We start from the raw sequence: 13002 nt of genomic DNA on the forward strand, positions 1-13002 counted from the left end.
TAAGCTGGCAACCTTGCCGTTGTTCATCCCACAGCGTGATCGCTAGTGGGATTTCATGCCGGCGGCTGTCATCATCATACGGAACAGCATAGAAACTGCCAATAAAGCCAGCACACTACCGCACCAGATAAGTAACATCCAACCGACTCTCTTCCACCAAGGAGACTTTACTGGCTCAAGTAGTTGGGATGGTGATGGTGATTTCATCATTCAGTGATAACCCTGTTCGTGATTGATTTTCCCACGGAATACGTAGTAGCTCCAGAAGGTATAAACCAGAATGATTGGAATAATAAAAAGTGCGCCGACCAGCATGAATCCCAAACTTTGCGGAGGCGCTGCGGCCTGCCATAAGGTAATTGATGGCGGAATAAGATAAGGCCAAATACTGATACCCAAGCCGCTGTAGCCCAAAAACACTAACAACAGGGTCAACAGGAAGGGGGCATAATGTCTACCATGCTTGACTGCGCGCAGTAATGCCCAACTGGCGAAGAGCACCAATATAGGCACCGGCAGGAACCAGAACAAATTGGGCAGGCTAAACCAGCGTGCAGCAATCTGTGGGTGAGTCAGTGGTGTCCAAACGCTAATAATGGCAATAATGAGCAACATCATCAGGGTGAGTGGGCGCGCCAGTTTATGCATCACTTGCTGCACATGACCGTCAGTTTTCATGATGAGCCAGGTACAACCAAGCAGGGCATAGGCAATGACCAGCCCTAAGCCACAAAACAGGGCAAAGGGGGTAAACCAGTCAAATGGCCCACCACTGTAACTGCGACCGGTGACTGGGAATCCGTGAATAAAAGCACCGACAACCATTCCCTGGGTAAAGGTGGCGGCCAGCGAACCGCCAATAAAGGCTTTATCCCAGATATGCTGTTTTTCCGGCGTGGCTTTAAAGCGGAATTCGAACGCGACACCGCGGAAAATCAGCCCCAACAGCATCAAAGTCAGCGGAATAGCCAGTGCATCAAGAATCACCGCGTAAGCCAGCGGGAAAGCCCCCAGTAAAGCCGCCCCCCCAAGTACCAGCCAGGTTTCGTTGCCATCCCAGACTGGGGCGACGCTATTCATCATCAAGTCCCGGTCACGGCTGTTTTTTACCAACGGAAACAGGATGCCAATGCCTAAATCAAAACCATCCATCACCACATACATCATGGTACTGAATACGATGATGACAAACCAAATCAGTGGAAGGTCGATACCCATAGTTAGCTCCTGTTTTGGTTATTGTCAGTGGTCAATACGCCGCTATCAGCATTGGCGTCGCTGACTGCCGACAGTGGTCTGGCAGGTGTTGCGTGTTGGCCGGGCCCGCCGCTATCTTGTTGGCGACCTTCATGGGCGATTGGCCCTTTGCGGATAAGCCGCATCATATAGGCGTAGCCCACACCAAAGACCGAGCCATACACCAGAATAAATATCAGCAAGCTGATGCTCATATGCATTTCACCGTGGGATGACACTGCATCACTGGTGCGCTGCAAGCCATAGACAATCCACGGCTGGCGACCCACTTCGGTGGTAAACCACCCCGCCAGAATGGCAATCAACCCTGATGGCCCCATCCACAACACAAAATAAAGGAAGGGACGAGATTGATACAGAGCGCCACGCCAACGCAGCCATAAACTCCAAAAACCAGCCAAAATCATCAACATGCCTAATCCGACCATAATGCGGAAAGACCAAAACACGATGGTTGAGTTAGGGCGATCTTCGGGTGGAAAAGATTTCAGCGCCGGGATCTGCTTATCCAGACTGTGAGTCAGGATAAGGCTGCCTAAATAGGGGATCTCCAGGGCGAAATGGGTTTTCTCTTGTTTCATGTCTGGCCAGCCAAACAGAATCAGTGGGGTAGGTTCGCCGGGTTTATTTTCCCAGTGCCCCTCAATGGCGGCAATTTTGGCTGGTTGATATTCCAGCGTATTAAGGCCGTGGGCATCACCAATAACCGCCTGAAGAGGGGCGACAATTAAAGCCATCCACATTGCCATCGACAGCATTTTTCGCATCGCCGAAGTATCGCGTTTGCGTAGCAAATGCCAGGCAGCGGAAGCCCCAACAAAGAAGGCTGAAGCCAGGAAGGCGGCGGTCGACATGTGTAACAGGCGATAGGGGAAGGAGGGGTTAAAGATCACTTTTAGCCAGTCAACGGGCACCACTTGCCCATTAATAACTTCAAAACCTTGTGGTGTCTGCATCCAGCTATTGGAAGCCAGAATCCAGAAAGTTGACATGAGTGTTCCCAATGCCACCATGCAGGTGGCAAAGAAATGCAAGCCGGGACCAACACGATTCCAGCCAAATAGCATCACACCTAAAAAACCGGCTTCGAGGAAGAAGGCGGTCAAGACTTCATAAGTCAGCAGCGGGCCAGTGATGCTACCGGCAAATTCTGAGAAAAAGCTCCAGTTGGTACCAAACTGGTAGGCCATAACCAGACCGGACACCACGCCCATACCAAAGTTGACGGCAAAGATTTTTGACCAGAAATGGTAGAGGTCGCGGTAATCTTCATTTTTGGTTTTTAGCCATAAACCTTCTAGTACTGCCAGAAAACTGGCAAGACCAATAGTGATCGCCGGGAAAATAATATGGAACGAAATGGTGAAAGCGAATTGGATTCTGGCCAACTCGAGAGCGGTTAAGCCAAACATAGCGACCTCGCTAAAAACATGGTACTGCCTCATCAAACGATAGAAGAAATCGCGCCATAGTGACGATGCAGTGACATCGCCACGGGCAATTATTTCGCGGAGTAAACTTGGCAGTTAGTTAACCATAAGTTAAAGTGGCTATAATAGTGACAATTAATTCAATCTCACCTATAACAGTTGGCTTATGACTCGATATGAACAGTTAGCGCAGCAAATCCGTGCGCAAATACAATCCAAGGTCTGGCAAGCGGGTGACAAGCTGCCATCTCTGCGAGAAAGTTGTAAACAATCGGGTTTAAGCTTAATGACCGTAGTGCAGTCTTATCAGTTACTTGAAAGTCAGGGATGGATCGTGGCACGCCCGCAATCGGGATATTATGTTGCTTCGCGTCCAACCCAGTTGCCGCAACCTCAGCGGGGGAAAAAACTGCATCTGGACGAGCAAGTAGACATCAATACTTTTATTTTTGATGTATTACAGGCGGGAAAAGACCCGGCCATCATGCCGTTTGGCTCGGCATTTCCCGATCCGAGTTTATTGTTGCAACCCCGATTGTCACGTGCACTGGCGGGGGTTGCGCGTAAAATATCACCACAAAGTTCGGTGACAAACTTGCCACCGGGCAATGAAAGTTTGCGCCGTAATATTGCTCAGCGTTATGCCGCCAGTGGGATGAATGTTTCACCCGAAGAAATTGTGATTACTGCCGGTGCGATGGAGTCCCTTAGCCTGAGTTTGCAGGCGGTGACTCAGCCCGGAGATTGGGTTGTTATTGAATCTCCAGCGTTTTATGGTGCGCTACAGGCCATAGAGCGCCTGCGTTTAAAAGCTATTGCTATTACCACGCACCCGCAAAATGGGATGGATCTCGATGCTCTTGAGCAGGTCATCAGCCAGTATCCGATCAAGGCGTGTTGGCTGATGACGCACTTTCAGAATCCGCTTGGTAGTACGATGTCCTGGCCGCAGAAAAAACGGCTGGTGGCGCTGCTGCAACAGAATAATATTTCGTTAATTGAAGATGATGTTTATGGTGAGTTGTACTTCGGTGCTGAGCGCCCCTTGCCGGCCAAAGCACTCGATCAGCACCGCCAAATTCTACATTGCTCCTCTTTTTCAAAATGTCTGGCTCCGGGATTTCGAGTTGGTTGGGTGGCGGCGGGGGAACATGCACAGCGGGTGCAACATCTGCAACTAATGAGTACCGTTTCGGCCAGTGTTCCGACTCAGTTAGCTATTGCTGATTACCTCAGTCAAGGAGGGTACGATACTCACTTGCGCCGGTTGCGTCGTATGATGGAACAGCGGCTAAACGCGTTGCGTCAGGCGGTGGTTGAGCACTTTCCCAAGAACGTCAAAATCAGCCATCCATCTGGAGGCTACTTCCTGTGGCTGGAATTGGAACCGCCATTTAATGCCAGTGAATTATACCGGCGAGCGTTGGCGCAGGGTGTCAGTATTGCGCCGGGACGAATGTTTACCACTGGCAATCAGTTCGATCACTGTTTTCGCCTCAATGCTTCATTTGCCTGGTCGGAGCAAAGCGAAAAAGCCATCCGCATTCTGGCTATGCTGATAACTCAATTGACCAGTGGTGTTGATAATCGCTCACGCTAATCCTGCCATTTCCCCTTTTTAATCGGTTAATACTGATGGCTCCAGAAAATGGGGCCATCACCGCATAATCTGCTGTTGAACTAACCGCCTTATTGTTGCGCTTGTTATGCATAAACGTCTTTGTCCATCCTTTTATCCTCCCTTTCCCGGTAGCAGAAATGCACCCAATTGATGCATTGATTGCTCATTTATAGGGCGTGAAGAATCTACGGTGTTGCTTTTATGTTGCAAAAGTGTGATCTGGTAGAGCAAAAATCAACATTGGTTGCCAATGCATACAATTTCGCGCTAAACCCCTCTGGTTGGTCATTTTGATGGTCAATAGACAGTATGAATGCGAGTGATTTGCATAATTATGCATTTTAAAACTTTGTTTTAATGAGATTTATACATTTTATTCACATTGTGAGCGGTGTGGCACGAAAGCTGCTCTACACTTTATATCAGGTGAATATATTTCATTCTTCATTGTTAACAGAATAAGAGATTTTGTTGGGCGGCAGGGTGATTCCTGGCAATAAGCCTTCCAAACGAGAGGCCTCTCAAACCATAGGCCTCTCAAATAACAAGTCTCTCAACCCATATTTACGCTGATTAAAGAGGCCACTATGGAACAGCCAATCCCGGTTACCCGACAGTCTTTTGATGAATGGATCGTCCCAACTTATGCTCCAGCTGACTTTATTGTGGTACGAGGCGAAGGGGCGACACTGTGGGATCAACAGGGCAAATCTTATATCGATTTTGCGGGAGGGATTGCCGTCAATGCCTTAGGACATGGGCATCCGGCGGTAAAAGCCGCATTGATTGAGCAAGCGGACAAAGTATGGCATTTGGGCAATGGCTATACCAATGAACCGGTGTTGCGGCTGGCAAAACAACTGATTGATGCCACCTTCGCTGAAAAAGTATTTTTCAGTAATTCAGGAGCCGAAGCCAATGAAGCAGCACTGAAGTTGGCGCGTAAATATGCCTTGGATAATTTTGCCAATAAGCCGGGACAGCAGGGCGAAAAGAACCAGATTGTTGCCTTTAGAAACGCCTTTCATGGCCGGACACTGTTCACCGTTTCGGCGGGAGGCCAGCCCAAGTACTCGCAGGATTTTGCTCCACTGCCGGGGGGGATTAGCCACGGCATTTTCAATGACCTGGCCTCTGCCGAAGCCCTTATTACCGATCAAACCTGTGCGGTGATTGTCGAGCCGATTCAGGGCGAAGGTGGTGTTTTACCCGCAGATAACGAGTTCCTGCATGGCCTGCGTGCATTGTGTGATCGCCATAATGCTGTACTGATTTTTGATGAAGTACAAACCGGGGTAGGCCGTACCGGTGAGTTGTATGCCTACATGCATTATGGCGTCACCCCTGATGTCCTGACCAGCGCCAAAGCTCTTGGGGGTGGGTTCCCGATAGCCGCCATGCTGACGACCACAAAATATGCCAGCGCACTGAATGTCGGCAGTCACGGGACAACTTACGGCGGTAACCCATTAGCTTGTGCGGTGGCGGGCACCGTTTTATCTCTCATCAATACACCAGCTGTATTGTCGGGTGTGAAAGAGCGGCACCAATGGTTTTTAGATGGTTTGGCTGACATCAATGCGCGTTACAAGGTTTTCGCTGAAATACGCGGGCGCGGCTTGTTGATCGGCTGTGTGCTGAACAGTGATTATGCTGGTAAATCCAAAGATATCATTCAGGCCGCAGCCCAGCATGGGTTAATCGCCCTGATTGCTGGCCCCGATGTTGTCCGCTTTGCACCATCACTGATTATTTCTCAACACGATATTAAAGAGGGCTTGGCCCGACTTGCTATGGGTATTGAGCAGGTCTGTCGTAAGGCTAAGTCGTAACACATCAGCCGTAACACATCGGCAGTCAGCAAGGACCTTGAATATGATGAGAGTTCGCCCGGTAGAACGCCGTGATTTAGCCGATATTCTGGAGTTGGCTGGGAAAACTGGCGTTGGCATGACCTCACTGCCACAAAATGAGCAACACCTCGCCGCCAGAATTGAGCGCGCATTAAATACCTGGCAAGGTTCTTTGGCTGCGGGTGAGCAAGGTTATCTGTTCGTCTTAGAAGACACTGAGCGAGAGAAAGTCGTGGGCGTCAGTGCGATAGAAGTGGCTGTGGGGATGAATGACCCTTGGTATAACTTCCGCGTGGGAACACTGGTTCATGCCTCTAAAACCCTCAATGTGTACAAATCAGTGCCGACGCTATTTTTGAGCAATGATCACACTGGTTATAGCGAACTCTGCACACTGTTTCTTGACCCTGAATATCGTAAAGATAAAAACGGCCCCTTCTTATCGAAAGTTCGTTTTCTGTTTATCGCCGCATTTCGCCAGCACTTCTCGCGCAAATTGATTGCTGAGATGCGCGGTTACACCGATGAACAAGGCCGTTCACCATTTTGGGAAAATGTCGGTCGTCACTTTTTCGCTATCGAATTTGCAAAAGCCGATTACCTGAGTGGGACGGGGCAAAAAGCGTTTATTGCCGAACTGATGCCGAAACACCCGCTGTATGTGGATTTTTTGGCAGAAGAAGCCCGTGCGGTGATAGGCCAGGTTCATCCTCACACCGCACCTGCTCGCGCGGTTTTGGAGACTGAAGGCCTGCAATATCAGGGATATGTCGATATTTTTGATGGTGGGCCGACTTTGGAAGCCAACACCGACGAAGTGCGGGCGGTGCGCGATAGCAGCCAGCGAAAAGTGGTTATTGATGATATTGATATTGACCCAAGTGGTAGCGCTTATTTAGTGGCCAATGACCGTTACCAAGAATTTCGTTCCATATTAATTAACACCCATCTATCAGACGAATTTCTGCATTTAACCACTGACAATGCAGCGGCACTGGGTGTTGTGACGGGGGATGTGGTTCGGATAATCAGCCTTTTTGCACCGGAGACCAAAAAATGACCCATCCTGCATTGTTTATTCAGGGGGAATGGCGCACCGGTAAAGGTGCCCATTTCGATAAACATGACCCTATGGAACAGCAATTATTGTGGCAAGCGCGTGCCGCTGATAGCGCAGATGTCGCCGCAGCTTGTCGCGCCGCGCGTGATGCTTTCCCCACATGGGCTCGAACGCCACTGGAACAGCGAGTGGCGATTATTCAGCGTTTTGCCGTATTACTCGAACAACATAAGCAGCAATTGGCGCGAACGATAAGTCTGGAAACCAGTAAACCGCACTGGGAAACGCTAACAGAAGTGCAGGCCATGATGGGCAAAGTAGCTATTTCGTTGCAAGCCTATCAAACCAGAACCGGTAGCAGTCAAACGCCGATGGCGGACGCTATCTCAGTGCTGCGGCACCGGCCACATGGCGTATTGGCGGTTTTTGGCCCTTATAACTTTCCCGGACATCTCCCCAATGGACATATTGTTCCTGCTTTGTTAGCGGGCAATACGGTGGTGTTCAAACCCAGTGAATTGACCCCGCTAACGGCAGAAGAAACAGTCAAGTTATGGCAATTGGCAGGCATTCCTGATGGCGTACTCAATTTAGTTCAGGGCGGACGTGACACTGGCGAAGCGCTGGCGGCCCAACCTGATATTGATGGTTTACTGTTTACCGGCAGTGCCAATACCGGTTACCACTTACACCGGCAACTGGCGGGGCAACCGGAGAAAATTCTGGCGTTGGAGATGGGGGGGAATAATGCCCTGATTGTTGAGCAGGTCAAAGACTGTGATGCAGCGGTAAACCTCGCGATTCAGTCAGCTTTTATCTCTGCTGGTCAGCGTTGTACCTGCTCGCGCCGCTTGTTGATCAAGAGTGGCGCTGAAGGTGATGCATTTTTACAACGTTTTGTTGCAGTGAGTAAAGCACTCCGTATTGGGCGCTGGGATAGTCAACCGGCTCCTTTCATGGGGGCGGTGATTTCATCTCAAGCAGCTGAAAAAATGCTGGCAGCACAGCAACATTTGCTGTCATTAGGGGGGAAAGCCTTATTAACCATGACCCGACCTGATAGCCAAAGCGCGGTTTTGACCCCCGGTATCATTGATATCACCGGTATCAGCGAGGTCCCTGATGAAGAGTATTTTGGCCCGCTGGTGAGTGTTATTCGCTATAGCGATTTTAACCAGGCACTAAAAATAGCCAATCAAACCCGATTTGGTTTAGCCATCGGTCTGGTTTCAGAAGACAGGCAACAGTTTGAACAACTGCTATTGGAAGCCCGTGCAGGTATTGTTAACTGGAATAAACCTTTGACCGGAGCCTCCAGCGCGGCTCCATTTGGTGGGGTTGGGGCTTCAGGTAATCACCGACCAAGTGCATTTTATGCCGCAGATTATTGTGCCTGGCCCATGGCATCACTCGAAAGTGAAAGTCTGACACTGCCTGCAACACTGTCGCCAGGCATTTCATTCGACTTACCTGATTAGCCCACTTATCTGATTAACTCATAGGTGCGAACGGAGAATAAGATGGCAGGATATGAAGTTAACTTCGATGGATTGGTTGGGCTGACACATCACTATGCCGGATTGTCTTTTGGCAATGAGGCCTCCACCAAGCATCAAAATACGCTCTCCAACCCACGGCTGGCAGCAAAACAGGGCCTGCTAAAAATGAAAGCGTTGGCCGATTTAGGTTACAAGCAAGGCGTTCTTCCCCCGCAAGAGCGCCCAGCGATGGGGGTTTTACGCCAGTTGGGTTTTAGTGGGTCAGATGAGCAAGTATTAAGTGAAGTGGCGCGCAAATCGCCACGGCTATTGTCGGCGGTCAGCTCCGCCTCATCAATGTGGACCGCTAATGCGGCAACAGTATCACCTGCCGCAGACAGCGCTGACGGGCGAGTTCATTTTACCGTGGCAAATTTGAATAATAAATTTCATCGCGCCATCGAGGCAGAGACAACTTCAGCAATATTAAAAAGCATTTTTAATAATCACCGTCACTTTGTTCACCACGATGCATTGCCTTCTGTTGAGTTATTTGGCGATGAGGGCGCAGCTAATCATAATCGCCTGGGGGGAGAGTATGACCGCCCGGCGATTCAGGTATTTGTTTATGGCCGTCAAGGGCTTGAAAGCGGGGCAATGCCCAGCCGATATCCTGCGCGCCAAACATTAGAAGCTAGCGAAGCCGTGGCACGTTTACACTTGTTAGACCCTGAACGCACTGTTTTTGTGCAGCAGAATCCAGCGGTAATCGATCAAGGGGTATTCCACAATGATGTTATCGCGGTCAGTAACCAAAACGTGTTATTCCACCACCAACATGCCTTTGTACCCGATATCCGAGTAATGGAAGATCTGCGTCGCAAAATGGGGCGAATTGAGCAACAGCTGCTCACCATTGAAGTGCCCGCAGCACAAGTTTCTGTCGCGCAAGCGGTATCGAGCTATCTGTTTAACAGCCAGTTACTGAGTAAACCCAATGGCAAGATGCTGCTGGTTATTCCACAAGAATCCCAGGAATGTCCCGCAGTGTGGGAGTATCTGTCTGAGCTGATAAGCAGCGGTGGTCCGATTGATGAGGTCAGAGTTTTTGACCTGCGCGAAAGTATGCACAATGGTGGTGGCCCGGCTTGCTTACGGCTACGTGTTGCGCTCAATGATACTGAGTTAGCGGCAGTGAATAGCAGAGTGATGATGACACCCGCTTTGTTTGTTGCGCTGAATAATTGGGTCGACCAGCACTATCGCGATCGCTTGCAATTTAAGGACTTGGCTGACCCACAGTTGTTACAAGAAGGGAGGCAAGCATTGGATGAATTGACCAAAATACTCAATTTAGGTTCGATATACCCGTTCCAACATCCTTAATCGAAATATCAAAAATCGAACGGCATGAGCCATGAAAAAAGATAAGCAAAGGGAAGGGACGATGATGCCAGATTTTCTGTCAATCACCCTGGCGGGGTCCCCACCGCCACTCACTAGCGGCGAAACATCAAACCTTAAATGGCAATGGATGGATGAAGGGGTGTTGATGCTCACCCCCCACGGAACCTGTTCGCAATCAGTGGTGTTATCGGCCGGTATCCATGGAAATGAAACAGCTCCGATTGAGATTCTAAACCAATTAGTCTCTGATTTATTAGCTAGTCAGCTGCCATTAGCAGTGCGTTTGTTAGTGATATTAGGTAATCCGCCAGCTATCAGAGCCGGGGAACGCTATCTCACCGCAGATATCAATCGCATGTTTGGTGGGCGTTATAAAAATTATTCACTAACTGATGAGGCAATACGGGCTGAAATCCTCGAACAAAAGGTGGGAGAGTTTTTTGCATCTGATCCACTGTCTCTACGTTTACATTATGATCTACATACGGCCATTCGGGGTTCACATCATAACCGATTTGGTTTGTTACCTTACCGAACAACGCCTTATTGTGCGGCAATGTTACGTTGGCTAAAAGATAGTGAGTTAGATGCATTAGTTATGCATACCTCGGTGGGAGGAACCTTTGCCCACTTCAGTAGTGAGTTCTGCCAGGCGGCCAGTTGTACGTTGGAATTGGGTAAAGCGCTACCCTTTGGGCAAAATCAGCTCGAACAGTTTAGTCCGATCACTGCGGGTTTACGTGCATTAGTCAGCGGAGGGCAATTGCCTACTCGATCTACCGAACCAATGATATTTTATCGTGTCGTTAAATCACTCCTGAAGCAACATGCTGATTTTAAACTGTGGGTGGCGGATGATACGGTAAACTTCACTCGCTATCCGCAAGGAACATTGATGATAGAACAGCTCAATGAGCACTATCGCGTTGAGCATGAATATGAGTGGATCTTGTTCCCCAATCCGAGAGTTGCGCTGGGATTGCGTGCTGGCATCATGCTAGTGCAAATGGATGAGAATGATTTACCACAAGTATAAGTCAGGCTATATGACTTATACCGCCCTGGATAGTAACTTAAGTTAATATCACTACAGGGCGTTTTACTTAAGCTAAATTTAAAGAGGTATATCTCTTTTGGTATGTAAAAAAGTAACTTCACAACATCAATAGTTCATTTTCTCTGCATTAAATTAAAAAATATCTTATTTGATTTTATATCACTCATCGGCAGCTTTATAAAACCTATCTAATTAACGACACTCTAAAACCACACTTTTCATAAACCTATTAATGTCATTCATACTTTACTCTTTTCCACGTTGCACCAAATAGGATATTCATCCTCGATTATTTGTATTTTAAATAGTCGACAAATGGCTTTGGATATATAAAAAATAGATTATAAGTGTGATATCCACTCCATTTTACAAATCTAACTACTCAAAAGAACAAAAAAGAAACAAATTGAAATGACTTTGCACCTAAATGGTGCTATTGCACTGTTTTGGTTATATCTAATTACCTAAAAACACAGTTAATCAACGAGTTATGGAAAGTTCCGTTAAAAACATTTTGTTACAATTGATTACCTGTTTATACCTATATATCTTCAATTTTACCGTTTTAACTTTTCGTGCTTAGTGATAATGTCTATTCGCTTTACAAAGACAGGTAACTATAAAAAATTAAAAGTTAACTTTTATGAGGCTAAATAACTAATTTAGCCTGCGGGTTAATTTTATTAAAATTTAAAGGAAAAATAATGATGAAGCGCAGTGTGCTGGCCTTAGCGGTCACCTTGAGTATGGTTCCTACTCTCTCAAACGCAGCAGAAATTTATAATAAAGATGGCAACAAGCTGGATCTTTATGGCCGCGTAGCCGCTAAATACATTTTCACCAATCATAATAATGCCGATGATACTTATGTGCGTTTTGGTTTTAAAGGTGAAACACAGATTAATAGCCAACTGACCGGTTACGGCCAGTGGGAATATAACGTTGCTGCTAAAAATGCTGAATCTCAGGGCGATAAAGGCAATAAAACCCGTTTAGGTTTTGCCGGTTTGAAATTTGCTGAATTTGGCTCTTTCGATTATGGCCGTAACTATGGCGTAGTGTACGACGCACTGGCTTATACCGACATGTTGCCAGAGTTCGGTGGCGACTCAATCGCATACACTGATAACTACATGACTGGCCGTTCAACCGGTCTGGCAACTTACCGTAACTCTGACTTCTTCGGTCTGGTAAAAGGCCTGAATGTTGCTGCTCAGTATCAGGGCCGCAATGATGATGGTGATACCACCAAGAATGAGCGCGCAATTCAGAAAGCTAACGGCGACGGTTACGGTTTGTCTGTTGATTATCAAGACATCGAAGGCAGCGGCGTTGGCTTCGTAGCAGCATACTCTAATTCTAACCGTACCTTGGGTCAGAAAAATCTGGCTAACAGTGCTACCGGTGATAAAGCTCAAGCTTGGGCTACTGCGCTGAAATATGATGCAAACCAGGTTTACATTGCAGCTATGTACGGCGAAACGCTGAATATGACACCATACAAAGCACTGATCGCGAACAAAACCCAGAACGTAGAATTGGTTGCTCAATATCAATTCGAAAATGGTATTCGCCCATCTATCGCTTATGTTCAGTCTAAAGGTAAAGACCTGGATGCAGTCGGCAGTGCTGACTTGCTGAAATATGCTGAAATTGGTGTGACTTACTACATCAATAAAAACATGTTTACCTATGTTGACTACCAAATTAACTTGCTGGATGAAAACAATCCGCTGGGTCTGGGTACCGACGATACTGTTGCGGTTAACCTGACTTACCGTTTCTAAGTTAATTCAGTAAAGATTACCCTTTTCTGTGTCGGAAATAGGTGAATAAAAA

10 protein-coding genes are annotated in these 13002 nt (G+C 47.7%); 7 read left to right on the forward strand and 3 right to left on the reverse strand.

Annotated features, from left to right (window positions below; all coding sequences use genetic code 11):
* Window positions 1-42 precede the first annotated feature (42 nt).
* The 3 genes from QSV56_RS10455 to QSV56_RS10465 are packed head-to-tail and all read right to left on the reverse strand — an operon-like array spanning window position 43 to window position 2669.
* Complete coding sequence (locus tag QSV56_RS10455; RefSeq protein ID WP_301212278.1) at window positions 43-210, reverse strand: DUF2474 domain-containing protein; 168 nt, start codon at window positions 208-210, stop codon at window positions 43-45.
* A complete protein-coding gene (gene cydB, locus QSV56_RS10460; RefSeq protein WP_046695071.1) occupies window positions 211-1218 on the reverse strand; it encodes a cytochrome d ubiquinol oxidase subunit II in 1008 nt (335 codons plus the stop codon). It abuts the gene before it with no gap.
* Between the two features lie 2 nt (window positions 1219-1220).
* On the reverse strand, window positions 1221-2669 hold the full coding sequence (locus QSV56_RS10465) for a cytochrome ubiquinol oxidase subunit I (RefSeq protein WP_046051027.1): 1449 nt from the start codon (window positions 2667-2669) through the stop codon (window positions 1221-1223).
* Between the two features lie 184 nt (window positions 2670-2853).
* Here QSV56_RS10465 and QSV56_RS10470 point away from each other — a divergent pair, with 184 nt between their 5' ends.
* From QSV56_RS10470 to QSV56_RS10500, 7 genes are all read left to right on the forward strand, one after another.
* On the forward strand, window positions 2854-4287 hold the full coding sequence (locus tag QSV56_RS10470) for a PLP-dependent aminotransferase family protein (RefSeq protein ID WP_019082991.1): 1434 nt from the start codon (window positions 2854-2856) through the stop codon (window positions 4285-4287).
* Between the two features lie 608 nt (window positions 4288-4895).
* Window positions 4896-6140 carry an aspartate aminotransferase family protein gene (locus QSV56_RS10475; RefSeq protein WP_301212282.1) on the forward strand — a complete coding sequence of 415 codons (1245 nt, stop codon included), beginning with the start codon at window positions 4896-4898 and terminating at the stop codon, window positions 6138-6140.
* 43 nt (window positions 6141-6183) lie between these two features.
* Window positions 6184-7221: an arginine N-succinyltransferase gene (gene astA / locus QSV56_RS10480; protein WP_019079220.1), complete on the forward strand. Its 1038-nt coding sequence runs from the start codon at window positions 6184-6186 to the stop codon at window positions 7219-7221.
* Complete coding sequence (gene astD / locus QSV56_RS10485; RefSeq protein ID WP_019079221.1) at window positions 7218-8699, forward strand: succinylglutamate-semialdehyde dehydrogenase; 1482 nt, start codon at window positions 7218-7220, stop codon at window positions 8697-8699. Before astA ends, astD begins: the two co-directional genes overlap by 4 nt.
* A 42-nt stretch (window positions 8700-8741) precedes the next feature.
* Window positions 8742-10085: an N-succinylarginine dihydrolase gene (astB, locus tag QSV56_RS10490; protein ID WP_019082995.1), complete on the forward strand. Its 1344-nt coding sequence runs from the start codon at window positions 8742-8744 to the stop codon at window positions 10083-10085.
* A gap of 64 nt (window positions 10086-10149) precedes the next feature.
* Window positions 10150-11142: a succinylglutamate desuccinylase gene (gene astE, locus QSV56_RS10495; protein WP_050131397.1), complete on the forward strand. Its 993-nt coding sequence runs from the start codon at window positions 10150-10152 to the stop codon at window positions 11140-11142.
* 725 nt (window positions 11143-11867) lie between these two features.
* Window positions 11868-12950: a porin gene (locus QSV56_RS10500; RefSeq protein WP_019079224.1), complete on the forward strand. Its 1083-nt coding sequence runs from the start codon at window positions 11868-11870 to the stop codon at window positions 12948-12950.
* The last annotated feature ends 52 nt before the right edge of the window (window positions 12951-13002 follow it).

It is taken from the genome of Yersinia sp. 22-579 (genome assembly GCF_030433455.1).
GTDB lineage: Bacteria > Pseudomonadota > Gammaproteobacteria > Enterobacterales > Enterobacteriaceae > Yersinia > Yersinia enterocolitica.